We start from the raw sequence: 14,945 nt of genomic DNA, 5'->3' as shown, positions 1-14,945 counted from the left end.
GAGACGAATTGCTGGCGCAATCCTCCTCAGGATGAGGCCTTCTTATGATTTGAAAGACAGGACTGCCATGACCGACCAAGCTGCCGTCGAGCGCCTGCAGGCTGAGGCTCCCGTCTGGTTCGCGCTGCTGCGCGACCGGATCTGCGCCGCCTTCGAGGCCCTGGAGGACGAGGTGACAAGCCCCCTCCCCCCGGAGGCTTCCGAGCCCGGTCGGTTCGTGCGCACCCCCTGGGAGCGCATGGATCACAGCGGCACGCCCGGTGGCGGGGGCGTCATGTCCATGATGAAGGGGCGCGTGTTCGAGAAGGTGGGCGTCCACGTCTCGACCGTTCACGGCGAGTTCGCGCCGGAATTCCGGGGCCAGATCCCCGGCTCGGATCAGGACCCGCGCTTCTGGGCCGGCGGCATCTCGCTCATCGCCCATCCCTGGAATCCGAACGTGCCGACCGTTCACATGAACACCCGCTTCGTGGTGACCACGAAGCCCTGGTTCGGCGGCGGGGCGGATCTCACGCCGGTCCTCGACCGGCGGCGCACGCAGGAGGATCCGGATACGGTGCTCTTCCACGAGGCCATGGAGGCGGCCTGCGGCACCCACGCGCCGGAGGGGTCCTATGACAAGTATAGAAAGTGGTGCGACGAGTACTTCTTCCTGAAGCACCGCAACGAACCGCGCGGCATCGGCGGCATCTTCTACGATTACCACTGGACCGGGAACCCGGACGAGGACTTCTCCTTCACCCGCAACGTGGGCGAGGCCTTCCTCAAGGTCTATCCCGAGATCGTCCGCCGCAACGTCAGCAAGCCCTGGACGGAGCAGGACCGCATCGAGCAGCAGGTCCGGCGCGGGCGTTATGTGGAGTTCAACCTGCTCTACGACCGGGGCACGATCTTCGGCCTGAAGACCGGCGGCAACATCGCGTCGATCCTGTCCTCCATGCCGCCGACGGTGCGCTGGCCCTGAGCCGGCCCTGATCGCGATCGCGCACCACCTCATCCGGGAATGGGTGAAGGAGTAGCTGGATCGGGTGCAGGACGGAGCGCTGGATCCTCCCCGCTGTCCTCCCCGCGCAGGCGGGGATCCAGAACCACGGCGTTTCAAGAAAAGGCGAGCCGCGTTGCACCTCTGTCTGCACCGTCAGCAGTGATGGATCCCGGGCTCTGCTGCGCAGCCCCGGGATGACGTGTGTGATAGCCTGTCAAAGAACCAGCGCCTTCAGGCCCGCAGCGGGTGGGCTGCGAGCCGTCAGGTCAGTCGAGGGAGGCGTGCTGGGCAGCCCGGCTCGATGTGTGGTGAGAAGTGAAGAGCCGGACCTGCTCGTCACGCGCGGTTTGTTTCAGCGGACCTGGATCTGCGCCAGGATCGGCCACCCGCGATCACAGGCGTGCGAGACCTGCGGCGGGACCGCGCCCCGTCCCGCATCTGCGACGCCTCGCGAGCGCGCCCCTCTGTGGACGAGGATGAACCATCATATAGCCCAGCTTAGGACAGAAGTCAAGAACAAAAGAAGAACATGACTGCTACCCTCCCTCTTCCCTTATCCTGAGGAGGGGCGGCACCGTCCTGAAGGAGGGTCCAGTGCCCTCTGGACGCTCCTTCGAGACGCAGCCTCACGGCTGCTCCTCAGGATGAGGCTGGAGAGATGGACAGCAGAGACGGGAATCCCGGGACGAGCCCGGGGATGTAAGGAGAGAGTGTCATTCCCGGCCGGAGATACGGGGGCCTAAGCCTGCTCCAGCACGCACCTGAGCAGGTCCCTGGCGGAAGTCTCATCCGTCCGGCAGCCCTCCGCCAGCCAAGCCTGTCGGGCACGGGCGAGCATTTCGCCGATCTTCGGCCCCTTCGGCACACCGCCCTCGATGAGATCGGCCCCGCGCAGGGGGAAAACCGGCACGGGCTCGGCGCCGCTGCGGTAGCGCGCAAGCGCCTCACGCGCCTCCTCATGGACCACCGGAGACGGCTCTCCGGCTGTTGCCGCGAGAACAACGCCGAGAGCCTCAGGCTCATGATCCGCCACCAGGCGGCGGATGGCCCCGGCATCGAGCGGCAGTGCCCGGGTCTTCAGGAGGTTGAGAAGCCCGGCATAGGCGGCAAGCTTCCTGTGCTCGTCATTGGACAGCCGAAGCTGCTCCCGCAGGCGCTCCGCATCCTCCTCCACCAGCACGGCCAGTGCCGCCAGACGCCAGATCGGAACAGGATTGTCCGTGTCATAGGCCGCCACGCGGTCGAAGCGCCCGAACTCTGCCACGCCGCCGAGCAGGCCGGTGAGAAAGCCGTGATCGGCCAGGGTGCGGATCGTCTCCCCGGCCCGTTTCGCCACGAGAAGCTTCAGAAGTTCGTGCCGGATCCGCTCCTTCGAGAGGATCGCCAGCCCCTGCCGCTCGGCCCCGGAGGCTGCCAGTCCCTCGGCGTCGGGATCGCCTTGCGCATATTCCGCGTGGAAGCGGAAGAACCGCATGATCCTCAAGTAATCCTCGCGGATGCGGGTCCGCGCCTCGCCGATGAAGCGCACCCGCCGGGCGGCAAGATCCGCCTCGCCGCCGGTGTAATCATGGACTTGCCCGTCGAGGCCGAGGGACAGGGCGTTGATGGTGAAATCCCGCCGCATGGCATCGCGGATGAAATCGCGACCGAAATGGACCACCGCATAGCGCCCGTCCGTTTCCACATCCTCGCGCAGGGTGGTGATCTCGAAGGGCTCGCCGTCGACGATCACCGTGATCGTGCCGTGCTCGATGCCTGTGGGCACCGCCTTGAACCCGGCCCGCTTCGCCCGTTCCATGATGGCATCGGGCAGCATGGTCGTGGTGCAGTCGACTTCGGTCACGGGCCGTCCGAGCAGGGCATTGCGCACGGCCCCACCCACGACGCGGGTCTCCTCGCCCTCACCGTTGTACACGTCGAGGAGGCGGCGCAGTTGCGGGCGCTGGAGCAGGCTCGTCAGCGCGTGTCGATCAAGGCTTTGCATCACTGGAAATGTCCCGGGACAAGTCGCCCGTTCTCGATATGCGTCGGCACATAGGTGCCCGTCTGGCGCTCGTCCAGCAGCGCTGTCGCGATCAGCGAAATGACAACGAAACTCAAGCCTGCAATCGTGAGCCAGACGGACTGACTGCTCCAGTGCGACCAGAGCAAAGGATTGCGGCGACGGATCACAAGATATGCACCAAAGAGGACGAAGGGCAGCAGGAACAGCACCAGACCCTGAACGACCGCCCGCGTCATGAAATATAGAGCCTCTCGTAAAGATTGCGGATGATGCCCGCCGTCACGCCCCAGATGTAGCGTCCCTGATAGGGCATTGCATAGTAGCGGCGCAGCCTGCCCTTCCACTCGCGGGAATGGAGCTCGTGGCGCGCGGGATCCATCAGGAAGCTGAGCGGCACCTCGAAGGCATCGGCCACCTCCTCGTGATTGATGGCAAGCGTGTAGGAGGGCGAGACCCGGGCCACCACCGGCATGACGAGATAATTCGTCGTGGACAGGTAGGCGTCGAGGTAGCCGAGCGGGCTGATGAAGCGGTTGTCGAGGCCGATCTCCTCCATGGCCTCGCGGCAAGCCGCCTCCAGGACCGAAGCGTCCGTCGCATCGACCCGGCCGCCCGGAAAGGCGATCTGTCCCGAATGCTGGCGCAGATGCGCGGCGCGCTCGGTGAGCAGGAGCATCGGCTCATCGCGCATGACCACCGGCACCAGGACGGCGGCAGGCTTCGGCGACAGAGGGTAAACCAGCGGCACGTCGTCGAGGCTGTGATCGCCGCGCGGATTCGCCAGGGCCTCCTCCGCATGGGGCGGTTCAGGCCGCAGCCGCTCAGTCGCCAGAGTCAGGAAGTCCGGCGCGTCATGGGGAGCAAGGCGCATCAAGCGATGTCCAGTTCGGACGCGGGAGCGATGGGAAAGAAGGTGCCGCCTGCGGCGAGGCCGAAGGTCGCCGCCCCATCGATGGTTTTTTCTTCGCTCATGGCAACCAGATCGAGGGCCAGGCTTCGCGTGACAAGAGCCCACAAATCCCCTCGGACTTTGACGTAAGGCTTCACGCCGCCATGTGCGTCCCGCTCGAAGCGGACAGGATGATCCGGCCCGACCTGCACGAGATCGTCCACATTGGTGCGGAAGGCGATCTGCCGGCCTTCCCCCTCACCCTCCACGGCCATCTCGACGGCCAGGAAAGGCGCATCCTCCACGGTAATCCCGACCCGCTCGACCGGCGTGACGAGCACGTAGCGCTCCGGATCCTTGCGCAAAACCGTGGAAAACAGCTTCACGAGGGCGGGCCGGTTGATGGGCGAGCCCATGTAATGCCACGTGCCGTCGGCCGCGATGCGCATGTCGATCTCGCCGCAATAGGCCGGGTTCCAGCGCTCGACGGGCGGCGGGCCTTTGCGCTTTGAATCGGACCCGAGGGCCTCTGTCAGGCGGGCCAGGGCGCTTCCGGGTGTGAGGGACGAAGGATCGGTCATGACGCAAGCGTGAACAGGATTTTCATTTTTCGGGATCGACGAACGGCTGGCAATTGTTACTTCCTAGAGCATAGAGTCCTCTGCTGTCTCGTCCACTCCACATGGGTTCAACGCTGCGGCGCATCGACCCTTGCCACTCGACTAGGATCAAAGGCAGACTAGCTACCGGGGGCACATGCGTATGAGAGGGAGACGAACCTCATGACGGCCAGCATTGCTCAAGCGCCCACCGCCTTGGACGACGCGATCATCCGCAACGCGGAGGCGACGCTTGAGACTGTCGGCCGTGCCCGTGATGCCATTCACACGGTCATCTTCGGCCAGGAAGACGTGGTGGACCTCACCCTGATCACCCTGCTCGCCGGCGGCCATGGACTGCTTGTGGGCGTTCCAGGCCTCGCGAAGACGAAGCTTGTGGATACGCTGGGCACCGTGCTCGGGCTCGACGCCCGCCGCATCCAGTTCACCCCGGACCTGATGCCCTCCGACATCCTGGGGTCCGAGATCCTCGACGAGGGCGCCGACCGGCGTCGTTCCTTCCGCTTCGTGAAGGGTCCCGTCTTCGCGCAGCTCCTCATGGCCGACGAGATCAACCGCGCCAGCCCCCGCACCCAATCCGCCCTGCTGCAGGCCATGCAGGAGCATCACGTGTCCGTGGGCGGCGAGCGGCACGACCTGCCCCAGCCCTTCCACGTGCTGGCGACGCAGAACCCCATCGAACAGGAGGGCACCTATCCCCTCCCCGAGGCCCAGCTCGACCGCTTCCTGTTGGAGATCGATGTCGGCTATCCGAGCCGCGAGGCCGAGCGGCGCATCCTGATCGAGACGACGGGCGCCGAGGATCACAAGCCCACGGCCGTCATGAACGCGGAAGCACTCATGAACGCCCAGCGCCTCGTCCGCCGGCTGCCGGTGGGCGAGAGCGTCGTCGAGGCGATCCTCGATCTCGTGCGCTCGGCCCGCCCGGAAGCGGAGCGGATCGAGGGCGTCAGCGACAAGATCCTGTGGGGCCCAGGCCCCCGCGCCAGCCAGGCCCTGATGCTGGCCGTGCGCGCCCGTGCGCTCATCGAGGGCCGCGTGGCTCCCTCGCTGGCCGACGTGGTGGCGCTGGCCGAACCGGTGCTCAAGCACCGCATGGCGCTCACCTTCTCGGCCCGTGCGGACGGGGACACGATCGGCAGCGTCATCGGCCGGCTCACCGCGCGGCTGGCAGGCTAGGATCATCACCATGGCCCGTGTCCGGGTCCTCCCCGAAAGCGCCCGCTCGCCGGGCCGCCAAGAGACGGAGAGCGCGCTTTCCCTCGCTCACCGGATGCCGCGCCTTGTGCTCGAAGCCCGGCGTGTCGCGGCCAACCTCGCCCACGGCATTCACGGCCGCCGCCGCGCCGGCATCGGCGAGACCTTCTGGCAGTTCCGCCCCTTCGTGGCCGGCGAGGCTGCGCAGCGGATCGACTGGCGCCGCTCGGGCCGCGACGACCGCCTCTATGTCCGCGAGCGCGAATGGGAAACGGCCCAGACCGTCTGGTTCTGGATCGACCGGTCCGCTTCCATGGGCTATGCCTCGGACCTCGCTCAGGCGTCCAAGATCGAGCGCGCCATCGTGCTCGGCATGGCTCTGGCCAGCTGCTTCGTCGAGGGCGGCGAGCGCGTGGGCATGCTGGGACTGATGTCGCCGCGGGCGACCCGGCGCATTGCCGAGACCATGGCCCAGACCCTGGTGGCGGACCGCGCCTCCCTCGAAGAGGACCTGCCGCCGCAGGCCGCTGTGGCGCCGCAGCACGAGGCGATCCTGATCAGCGATTTCCTCTCGCCTGCGCGCGACATCGCCACCATGGTCGAGGGCATCTCGTCCCGCGGGGCGCGCGGACATCTGGTGATGATCGTCGATCCCGTGGAGGAGACCTTCCCGTTCCAGGGACAGGCGGTTCTGCACGATCTGGAGGATGGCCTGTCGCTGCGGATCGGCGACGCCACCGCCTGGGGCAAGGCCTATCGCTTGAGGCTCGAGCAGCATCGGGCGGAGTTGCAGGAACTGGCGCGTCGCCGCGGCTGGACATTGACCATCCACCGGACCGACCGGCCGGCGAGCGAAGCGGCGCTTCGTCTCATGACGCTGGTGGCGACCTCCCGCGGCATTGGTGTGGGAGGTCGCTGAGCGATGCTGGGCCTGCCTCTCACCTTCACCGTTCCCCTGGTTCTCACGGCGCTTGCCGCGCTGCCGGCGATCTGGTTGCTCCTGCGCATCACGCCGCCACAGCCGAAGCGCGTGGATTTCCCGCCGCTCAGGATCATGGCGGACCTGCGCCCCGAGCAGGAAATGCCGGCGCGCACGCCCTGGTGGCTGCTGCTCCTGCGGCTGCTGCTCGCCGCCTTTCTGATCCTTGCGGCTTCCGGGCCGATCTGGAATCCCCTGGCCGAGGACAGCAGCCGCTCGCCCCTCCTGATCGTGCTCGACAACGGATTCAGTGCGGCTCACGACTGGCGCGACCGCATGAATCTGGCGTCCGAGCGCATCGAGGCGGCGGGACGTGACGGGCGCACGGTCGCTCTCGTGGCAACGGCCGAGACGCCTGCCGCCATCGAGCCCGCGAGCCCCGCCGCAGCGCTCGAGCGCCTGCGCTCCTTGAAGCCCCTGCCGCACCTGCAGAACCGCCAAGTGCATCTCGAATCCATCCGGCGTTTCATGGAATCGACGCCGGACGCCAATATCATCTGGATCAGCGACGGGGTCGCGGGCGTTGACGGGCAAGGCTTCATCAATGGTTTGGCGCCCATGGCGGACGGTCAGCGGATCACCGTTCTGAAAGCGGAGCGCGCTCCGGCCCTTGCGGTTGCCGGCGTGGAGAATGCCAGCGGCCAGCTGAATGTCAGGCTCGTACGACCTGAGCCGAACGGACGCGATACCGGCACCATTCGCGCTCTCGACCTCAAGAGCCTGCCGCTCGCCGACATGCGCTTCTCCTTCGAGGCCAATGCCACGGAGACCTCCGTCCCCTTCGATCTGCCGACAGAAATTCGCAATGCCATCGCCCGCGTCGAGATCCTGGGAGAAGGCTCGGCCGGCGCCGTCCACCTGCTCGACGAGCGTGGCAAGCGCCGGCGCGTCGGCCTCGTGTTCGGCGGCACCTCGGATCAGGCGCAGCCCCTCCTCTCGCCGCTCTATTACATCGAGCGTGCGCTCGCGCCTTACTCGGAGATCCGCATGGGACGCGGCGGCGTGGCCGATGCGGTGAACCAGCTCATCGACGAGCAGGTCTCCGTGCTGGTTCTGGCCGACGTGGGCGGGCTCGACCGCGAGACGCTCGGCAAGGTCACGGCCTTCGTGGAACAGGGCGGCATGCTGCTGCGCTTTGCCGGCTCGCGGCTATCCGCCGGCAACGATGAGCTCGTGCCGGTGCGCCTGCGCCGCGGCGGGCGCAGCCTTGGCGGCACGCTGTCGTGGGATACCCCCAAGACCTTCGCGCCCTTCACCCGCGAGAGCCCGTTCTTCGGCCTCGCCGTGCCGGAGGAAATCGGCATCCGGCGCCAGATCCTCGCGGAACCCGACGGCGATCTGCCGGCCAAGACCTGGGCGTCGCTCGCCGACGGTACGCCCATCGTGACAGCCGACAAGCGCGGCGACGGGATGATCGTGCTCTTCCACGTGACGGCGGACACCACCTGGTCGAACCTGCCCCTGTCCGGCCTCTTCGTCGATATGCTGCGCCGGACCACCGCTCTGGCCGGCGCTCCGAACGACATCAATGCGGAGGCGCGCAATGCGGAGAACGAGACCGTGGCGCCCCGTCTGACCCTTGATGGCTATGGCATCTACATCTCGCCGCCGGCCAATGCCCGTGCCGTGACGCGCAACTACGCCGAGCGGGCGACAGGCGAACACCCGCCCGGCTTCTACGGTCCGGTGGATTCGAGCCTTGCCGTCAACGCACTGCTGCCGGGCGACCGGCTGGCCCCGCTGAACTTCGCGCCGCTCAACGCCCGGATCGCCCCACTGGCCGGAGCCCAGACCATCGATCTGCGCATGCCGCTCTTCATGCTGGCCCTGCTGCTGCTCGTGGTCGATACCATCGCGTCGCTCTGGCTCGGCGGTCACCTCTCGAACCTCTCCGGCCGTTTGAGGAAAGCCGGCGCCGCGGCGGCCATCGTCCTGGGCTCCACGTGGCTGCTCAACCCCGTGTCCGACGCAAGCGCACAGGAGCGCCGGTCGTCGATGACGATGGAAAGCTCCAGCCCCGCCCTCGTGACGCGGCTCGCCTATGTGATTACGGGCGACTCGCAGGTGGACGAGACCAGCAAGGCAGGCCTGACCGGGCTGACGCAGGTGCTGAGCCAGCGCACCGCCCTGTCGCCGGGCGAGCCCATCGGCATCGACCTGTCGCGGGACGAGGTGGCGTTCTACCCCCTGATCTACTGGCCGATCGTGGCGAGCAGGCCCATCCCGTCGGAAGCGGCGATCCGGCGTCTCGACGCCTTCATGAAAGGCGGCGGCACCGTGATCTTCGACACGCGCGATGCCTTCGGCAATCGCCTCGACGGCGCGCCGACCGCAGAGGGGCAGTATCTGCGCCGCCTGCTCGCGGGCCTCGACATTCCGGAAATCGAGCCCGTACCGGTCGATCACGTGCTCACCAAGACCTTCTACATCCTCGACAGCTTCCCCGGCCGCTACGCCACGGGTCAGACCTGGGTCGAGGCCCTGCCGCCTCAGGCGGAAGGCGAGGCCAACCGGCCGGCCCGCTCGGGCGACGGCGTCTCACCCATCATCATCACGTCGAATGATCTCGCGGCCGCCTGGGCCGTGGGCCAGCGGGGCGAGTGGCTCTATCCCGTCGTCGGCAGCGACCAGCGTCAGCGGGAGTTCTCGTATCGCAGCGGCGTCAACATCGTCATGTATGCGCTCACCGGCAACTACAAGGCCGACCAGGTGCACGTGCCGGCCCTGCTCGAACGCCTCGGGCAGTAAGGGGGAGGTCTTTTGCTTTCGGTCAGCTTCTCGCCCCTTATCCCTGACTACGCGCTCTGGGCTCTTGGCGCGGTCGTCGCTCTTCTGGCGATCCTGGCGCTCGTCACGCGCGGTCCCGTGGCGATCCTTCGTGCCGTCGCGCTCGGGCTGGTTCTGCTCGCGCTCGCCAACCCGGCGCTGGTGCAGGAGGACCGGGAGAAGGTGAAGGACATCGTGGCGGTGGTCATCGACCGCTCCACCTCGCAGACACTGGGCGACCGTTCTCCCATGACCGATCAGGTGCGCGCCGAGTTGGAGCGCCGGTTCGGCTCGCTGGCCGATGTCGATCCGCGCTTCATCGAGGCCGATGACGGCAGCGGCGACGACGGCACGCGCCTGTTCGCGGCGCTCTCCAACGGCCTTGCCGACGTGCCGCCGGACCGGCTTGCCGGCGTCATCTTCGTAACCGACGGCGTCGTGCACGACATTCCGCCTTCCGTGGAAGGGCTCGGGTTCAGGGCGCCGCTTCACGCGCTGATCACGGGCCGGCCCGACGAGCGCGACCGGCAGATCAAACTCCTGGAGGCCCCGCGCTTCGGCATCGTCGGCAAGGACCAGACCATCCGCGCCCAGATCATGGAGCGCGGCGGCACCGGATCGGCCCTCGTGACGGTGCGTCGGGACGGACAGGTGCTCACGCGCCAGCAGGTGCGTTCTGACACGCCCTTCTCCCTCGACGTGCGCATCGAGCATGGCGGCACCAACGTGGTCGAGCTCGAAGTGGAGGGCCTGCCCAACGAGCTGACGCAGGCTAACAACCGGGCGGTCATTCCGATCGAGGGCATCCGCGAGAAGCTGCGCGTGCTCCTGGTCTCCGGCGAGCCCCATGCAGGCGAGCGCACCTGGCGCAACCTGCTGAAGTCGGATGCCAATGTAGACCTCGTGCACTTCACGATTTTGCGCCCGCCGGAGAAGCAGGATGGGACCCCGATCAACGAGCTGTCGCTGATCGCCTTCCCGACCCGCGAGCTGTTCCAGCAGAAGATCAAGGAATTCGACCTGATCATCTTCGACCGTTACGCGAACCAGAGCATCCTGCCGTCGAGCTATTTCGAGAACATCGTGCGCTATGTGCGCGAGGGTGGCGCGATCCTCGTGGCAGCGGGACCGGAATTCGCCAGCTATGGCAGCCTCGCGCAGACGCGGCTTTCGCCGATCATTCCAGGCCAGCCCAACGGCAGCATCATCGAGCAGCCCTACAAGGCCGAGATCACCGATACCGGCGACCGCCACCCGGTCACCCGCGACCTGCCGGGATCGGAGCAGTCGCCGCCCGCCTGGGGCGAGTGGCTGCGCATCATCGGCTCGCAGGTGCAGTCAGGCGACACACTCATGTCGGGCGCCAACGACCTGCCTCTCCTGGTACTACGCCGGGAGGACAAGGGCCGTGTGGCGCTCCTGCTCTCCGACCATGCCTGGCTCTGGGCCCGCGGCTATCAGGAAGGCGGGCCGCATCTCGACCTCCTGCGCCGTCTCGCCCACTGGCTCATGAAGGAACCGGCTCTGGAGGAGGAGGCCCTGCGGGCGAGTGCGCAGGGACGCGACATCCGCATCGAGCGCCAGACCATGGCGGAGACGGCCGACCCGGTGACCCTCGTCGCGCCAAGCGGCCAGGAGAGCAGCGTGGCTCTCACCGAGTCGCGCCCCGGCCTGTTCACCGCCCAGGTGGCGAGCCGCGAACTCGGGCTCCACACGGTGCGCTCGGGCGACCTCATCGCCTTCGTCAGCATCGGGCCGGCCAATCCGCGCGAGTTGATGGACGTGTTCAGCAACACCGAGGCTCTCGCACCCATAGCCCAGGCGACGGGCGGATCGGTCCGGCGCGTGGCCATGGAGGGCGACCAGAGCATCACCCTGCCCCGCATCATCGCGGTGCATTCGGGCTCCCGCTTTGCCGGCGGCGACTGGATCGGCATCAAACCGAGCGACAGCGCCATCTTGCGCGGCGTCTCGGTCTTCCCGATGGCGCTGGGCTTCATCGGGTTGGTGCTGCTGATCGGCTCGACCCTCGCCGCCTGGCTGATCGAGGGACGGCGGCGCGCCTGATCATTCAGATGCTGGGAGGGTGCTCACCAGCCCCTTCGCTCGGGCGAGCGCCCCCTCCTCCAGCTCCAGCGCCAGGAACCGCCCCGGATTGACCGGGCCGGGTAGCTGCAGGTGCTGGGGTGGGATGCGCTTGAAGCCGAAGCGGCTGTAATAGGGCTCATCGCCCACCAGCAGCACCAGGGTGTGTCCCTTGGCCTTGGCGGCGTCGAGCGACCGGCGCATGAGGGCAGCCCCGATGCCGCGGCTCTCGAAGGCCGGCTCCACCGTCAGCGGTCCGAGCACAAGCGCAGGCTCGTTGCCGGCCATGACCGGCGTCAGGCGCACCGAGCCGACGAGCAGCGTGCCGACCATGGCGGTGAAGGACAGGTCGAGCAGATGGGACGCCCCTTCCCTCAGGCGCGAGGCGGTGCGGGCGAAGCGGCCCGGGCCGAAGGCGCGCTCATGCAGGCGCTCGATGGCCTCGGAATCGATGGGTTGCTCGGTGCGGATCTGGAGCGAGAGCTCGGTCATGAACGGACTCAGGGCGCGAGAGACGAAAAGAATAGGGTGGCTTGATGGATGTCAGCCGTGTCGTCGTCGCAGAATCCGGGTGATGCTCATGGGGCTCGGCGTTTCCTCTGTTCACTAGGCCATAGCAGCGTCGGGAACGCGGCGCAAACGCTCTTCACCAATGCGGCGAGGGAGGCTGGCCGTCGAGGATCTCCGCCAGGCGGTTGCGGGTGGCCGACGTGGTCTCCTCGGGCAGATTGTCGATGGGGAAGAACCCCGCCTCCGCGATCTCCCGGTCGGGCTGCTTGGTCTGCAGCATCGTGAAGCGGCGGATCACATAGACCAGCACGTGATCGCGCCGGGACACCCGGTTGTTGAAGAACACACCGAACAGAGAGGGAGGCTCGTCCATGGCGATGCAGCCTTCCTCGCGCAGCTCGCGGTCGAGCGCCTCCAAGGCCGTCTCGTCGGTCTCCACGCCTCCGCCCGGCAGATGCCAGCCGGGCACATAGGTGTGCCGGATGAGGAAGACACGGTTCTCCCGGTCGAGGACGACGCCCCGCACCCCCAGGGTCATGCCTCGCGAGAAGCGCCAATAGGTGTGCAGCCCCAGGGACAGGAGGCGTGAGGCTTTCCGTGACGGCGGGGAGTCAGACATCGGACCATGCGATCATAACAAGATTACCGGAGGATGAATGTAGTCATTCATGAAACGCATAGCAGTGACCTCAAAATGGCGCGTGACCCGCATACTACGAAGGTCTAAGACAGCGGCAACCAAAGGTGTTCCAATGTTTCTCGCTTTCATCCTCTCGCGTCTGAACCGCTCCGCCCGCTTTTCCTGGTCGCCCGCCCTCAACCTCGAGGACCGCACGATCTACTCGACCCTGATCCCGGGCGCCCAGTACTGAGTTCAGACAATCCCCGTCTCTGACAGGGGCTTGGCTACGGCGCGGCTCTATTTTAGAATATTTCTAAATTGGAGCCCCTATGAAGTCCCTGTCCGAACTTTCCGAACGCGAAGTCGTCGCGCTCGCCATCGCGAGCGAAGAGGAAGACTCGCGGATCTACCAGCATTTTGCGGATCGCCTTCGGCCTGATTTTCCCGCCTCGGCCGAGATCTTCGACGGCATGGCCGAGGAAGAGCGCGAGCACCGCAACTCCCTCTACGGCTTCTACCGCTCCCGTTTCGGCGAGCATCTGCCTCCCATCCGCCGGGAGGATGTGCGCGGCTTCCTGAAGCGCCGCGCGGTCTGGTGGAGCGCCCATCTCGATCTCGACCGGATGCGCCGCGAGGCGGAGGTCATGGAGCTGCAGGCTGCGAGCTTCTACGAGAAGGCCGCCCAGCAGAGTCTGGACGTCTCCTTAAGGGAACTCTTCACCAAGCTGGCGGAGATCGAGCGCGGGCACGAGCGCAGGGCCGGCGAGCTTCATGCCGCCCATCTGACCGAGAATGCGCAGGCCGCCGAGGAGCATGCCCGCCGCCGTCTCTTCGTGCTGCAATATGTGCAGCCGGGCCTCGCCGGCCTCATCGACGGTTCCGTCTCGACGCTTGCCCCGCTCTTCGCCGCGGCCTTCGCCACCCAGAACAACTGGGAGACCTTTCTGGTAGGGCTGGCAGCATCGGTCGGCGCCGGCATCAGCATGGGACTGACGGAAGCCCTGTCGGACGACGGCGAGATCACGGGACGCGGCTCGCCCTGGCTGCGCGGCCTCGTCTGCGGCCTCATGACGGCGGCCGGCGGCCTTGGCCACACCCTGCCTTATCTGGTGCCGGATTCCTGGCCCAACGCCTTCATCCTGGCCACCAGCATCGCGGCCCTCGTGGTGGCGGTGGAGCTCGTTGCGATCTCCTGGATCCGGACGAAGTACATGGAGACGCCGTTCTGGAGCGCCACCTATCAGGTGATCGTCGGCGGCGTGCTGGTGCTTCTGGCCGGTATCTTCATCGGCAGCGCTTGACGGGGCGGGGCGGCCGCGCGAGTTCTCGTGTCCACCCGCATGAACCCGGCCGCCATGTTCCGCATCGCTCACCTGACCGACCCCCATGTGGGCCCCCTGCCCCGGCCGCGCCTGAAGCAGCTTTTGAGCAAGCGCCTGACCGGCTGGTACAACTGGCACCGCAGCCGGCAGGACATGCACGATATGGAACTTCTGGCCGCGCTGGTGGCCGACATCCATGCCCAGAAGCCCGACCACATCACCTGCACGGGCGACACCTGCAACATCGGCCTGCCGGAAGAGTGGAAGACATCCCGGGTGTTTCTCGAGGAGCTCGGCGACCCATCCCGCGTCACCTTCGTGCCGGGCAATCACGACGCCTATGTCCGCGGCTCCCTGGAAGGGCTCTTGAGGGAAATCGCCCCGTGGACGCGGGGCGATGACGGTCGCGAGGGAGGTTTTCCTTACCTGCGCCGCTACGGCTCGATTGCGCTCATCGGGCTGTCATCGGCCATCCCGACGCTTCCCTTCGTGGCATCGGGCCGGGTCGGCTCCAGGCAGATGAAAGCCACCGAGGAGATCCTCAAGGAGCTGGGTCAGGATCCGGGCTGCTTCCGGATCGTCCTCATCCATCACCCACCGCATGTGGGCGGGGCGGAGGCCGGGCGTAATCTGACCGATGCCAAGCGCTTCGAGAAGATGCTCTGCCGGGCGGGCGCGGAGCTCGTGCTCCATGGCCACAACCATGTGGGATCGCTGGCGCATCTCGATGGCCCGCGCGGCCCGATCCCCGTGATCGGCGCTCCCTCGGCTTCGGCCCGCGGCGGCACGCTCACCCATACGGCCGGCTATCATCTCTTCACCATCGGTCGGGATGAAACCGGCTTTCTCCTGACGGCGGAACGACGGGGCTTGAGGCCCGACGGCACGGTCGGCGGCTTAGGCATGCTGTCCCTCGCCCGCATTCGTCAGCCGCATGAGGAGAGATAGGCCGAGAGCCCGATTCT

Annotated in this window: 13 protein-coding genes; 7 read left to right on the top strand and 6 right to left on the bottom strand. The window is 67.0% G+C overall.

Features of this window, described 5'->3' with window-relative positions; translation table 11 throughout:
• The first annotated feature begins 67 nt into the window (after positions 1-67).
• Complete coding sequence (gene hemF, locus FHR70_RS04365) at positions 68-964, top strand: oxygen-dependent coproporphyrinogen oxidase (RefSeq protein WP_183447451.1); 897 nt, start codon at positions 68-70, stop codon at positions 962-964.
• 760 nt (positions 965-1,724) lie between these two features.
• Here the strand turns inward: hemF and FHR70_RS04360 are convergent.
• From FHR70_RS04360 to FHR70_RS04345, 4 genes are read right to left on the bottom strand one after another with little or no spacing between them, the layout of a single operon-like run.
• Positions 1,725-2,969 carry a CCA tRNA nucleotidyltransferase gene (locus tag FHR70_RS04360; RefSeq protein ID WP_183447449.1) on the bottom strand — a complete coding sequence of 415 codons (1,245 nt, stop codon included), beginning with the start codon at positions 2,967-2,969 and terminating at the stop codon, positions 1,725-1,727.
• Positions 2,969-3,226 (bottom strand): DUF6111 family protein, encoded by a 258-nt coding sequence (locus tag FHR70_RS04355; RefSeq protein WP_183447447.1) that lies wholly within the window; start codon positions 3,224-3,226, stop codon positions 2,969-2,971. Before FHR70_RS04355 ends, FHR70_RS04360 begins: the two co-directional genes overlap by 1 nt.
• A complete protein-coding gene (locus tag FHR70_RS04350) occupies positions 3,223-3,861 on the bottom strand; it encodes a CoA pyrophosphatase (protein ID WP_183447445.1) in 639 nt (212 codons plus the stop codon). Before FHR70_RS04350 ends, FHR70_RS04355 begins: the two co-directional genes overlap by 4 nt.
• On the bottom strand, positions 3,861-4,460 hold the full coding sequence (locus FHR70_RS04345; protein ID WP_183447443.1) for a DUF1285 domain-containing protein: 600 nt from the start codon (positions 4,458-4,460) through the stop codon (positions 3,861-3,863). The genes FHR70_RS04350 and FHR70_RS04345 overlap by 1 nt, the downstream gene beginning before the upstream one ends.
• Before the next feature lie 201 nt (positions 4,461-4,661).
• Between FHR70_RS04345 and FHR70_RS04340 the strand changes: the two genes are divergently transcribed.
• From FHR70_RS04340 to FHR70_RS04325, 4 genes are read left to right on the top strand one after another with little or no spacing between them, the layout of a single operon-like run.
• The gene (locus FHR70_RS04340; protein ID WP_183447441.1) at positions 4,662-5,678 is read left to right on the top strand and encodes an AAA family ATPase; all 1,017 of its coding nucleotides are present in this window, start codon (positions 4,662-4,664) and stop codon (positions 5,676-5,678) included.
• 10 nt (positions 5,679-5,688) lie between these two features.
• Positions 5,689-6,615 carry a DUF58 domain-containing protein gene (locus FHR70_RS04335; RefSeq protein ID WP_183447439.1) on the top strand — a complete coding sequence of 309 codons (927 nt, stop codon included), beginning with the start codon at positions 5,689-5,691 and terminating at the stop codon, positions 6,613-6,615.
• Between the two features lie 3 nt (positions 6,616-6,618).
• On the top strand, positions 6,619-9,423 hold the full coding sequence (locus tag FHR70_RS04330) for a DUF4159 domain-containing protein (protein ID WP_183447437.1): 2,805 nt from the start codon (positions 6,619-6,621) through the stop codon (positions 9,421-9,423).
• Between the two features lie 12 nt (positions 9,424-9,435).
• Positions 9,436-11,508, top strand: coding sequence for a hypothetical protein (locus FHR70_RS04325; protein ID WP_183447435.1), 2,073 nt, complete (start codon positions 9,436-9,438; stop codon positions 11,506-11,508).
• On the opposite strand, the gene FHR70_RS04320 is transcribed toward FHR70_RS04325, so the two are convergent.
• Positions 11,509-12,018 carry a GNAT family N-acetyltransferase gene (locus FHR70_RS04320; RefSeq protein WP_183447433.1) on the bottom strand — a complete coding sequence of 170 codons (510 nt, stop codon included), beginning with the start codon at positions 12,016-12,018 and terminating at the stop codon, positions 11,509-11,511.
• 154 nt (positions 12,019-12,172) lie between these two features.
• Positions 12,173-12,655 carry an NUDIX domain-containing protein gene (locus tag FHR70_RS04315; RefSeq protein ID WP_183447431.1) on the bottom strand — a complete coding sequence of 161 codons (483 nt, stop codon included), beginning with the start codon at positions 12,653-12,655 and terminating at the stop codon, positions 12,173-12,175.
• Between the two features lie 332 nt (positions 12,656-12,987).
• Between FHR70_RS04315 and mbfA the strand changes: the two genes are divergently transcribed.
• Both mbfA and FHR70_RS04305 read left to right on the top strand, forming a co-directional pair.
• Complete coding sequence (gene mbfA, locus FHR70_RS04310) at positions 12,988-13,959, top strand: iron exporter MbfA (RefSeq protein WP_183447429.1); 972 nt, start codon at positions 12,988-12,990, stop codon at positions 13,957-13,959.
• Positions 13,960-14,013: 54 nt separating this feature from the next.
• Complete coding sequence (locus FHR70_RS04305) at positions 14,014-14,928, top strand: metallophosphoesterase family protein (RefSeq protein WP_183448488.1); 915 nt, start codon at positions 14,014-14,016, stop codon at positions 14,926-14,928.
• The last annotated feature ends 17 nt before the right edge of the window (positions 14,929-14,945 follow it).

Source organism: Microvirga lupini, from assembly GCF_014191055.1.
Lineage (GTDB): Bacteria > Pseudomonadota > Alphaproteobacteria > Rhizobiales > Beijerinckiaceae > Microvirga > Microvirga lupini_A.
This window is presented reverse-complemented; position numbering and strand designations above follow the sequence as displayed.

Excerpts from the sequence above, each read along its gene's own strand:
- FHR70_RS04360 (WP_183447449.1), bottom strand. The coding sequence starts at position 2,969 with ATGCAAAGCCTTGATCGACACGCGCTGACGAGCCTGCTCCAGCGCCCG.
- FHR70_RS04305 (WP_183448488.1), top strand. The coding sequence starts at position 14,014 with ATGTTCCGCATCGCTCACCTGACCGACCCCCATGTGGGCCCCCTGCCC.
- FHR70_RS04340 (WP_183447441.1), top strand. The coding sequence starts at position 4,662 with ATGACGGCCAGCATTGCTCAAGCGCCCACCGCCTTGGACGACGCGATC.
- FHR70_RS04350 (WP_183447445.1), bottom strand. The coding sequence starts at position 3,861 with ATGCGCCTTGCTCCCCATGACGCGCCGGACTTCCTGACTCTGGCGACT.
- FHR70_RS04320 (WP_183447433.1), bottom strand. The coding sequence starts at position 12,018 with ATGACCGAGCTCTCGCTCCAGATCCGCACCGAGCAACCCATCGATTCC.
- FHR70_RS04330 (WP_183447437.1), top strand. The coding sequence starts at position 6,619 with ATGCTGGGCCTGCCTCTCACCTTCACCGTTCCCCTGGTTCTCACGGCG.
- mbfA (WP_183447429.1), top strand. The coding sequence starts at position 12,988 with ATGAAGTCCCTGTCCGAACTTTCCGAACGCGAAGTCGTCGCGCTCGCC.
- FHR70_RS04355 (WP_183447447.1), bottom strand. The coding sequence starts at position 3,226 with ATGACGCGGGCGGTCGTTCAGGGTCTGGTGCTGTTCCTGCTGCCCTTC.
- FHR70_RS04335 (WP_183447439.1), top strand. The coding sequence starts at position 5,689 with ATGGCCCGTGTCCGGGTCCTCCCCGAAAGCGCCCGCTCGCCGGGCCGC.
- FHR70_RS04345 (WP_183447443.1), bottom strand. The coding sequence starts at position 4,460 with ATGACCGATCCTTCGTCCCTCACACCCGGAAGCGCCCTGGCCCGCCTG.
- FHR70_RS04315 (WP_183447431.1), bottom strand. The coding sequence starts at position 12,655 with ATGTCTGACTCCCCGCCGTCACGGAAAGCCTCACGCCTCCTGTCCCTG.
- hemF (WP_183447451.1), top strand. The coding sequence starts at position 68 with ATGACCGACCAAGCTGCCGTCGAGCGCCTGCAGGCTGAGGCTCCCGTC.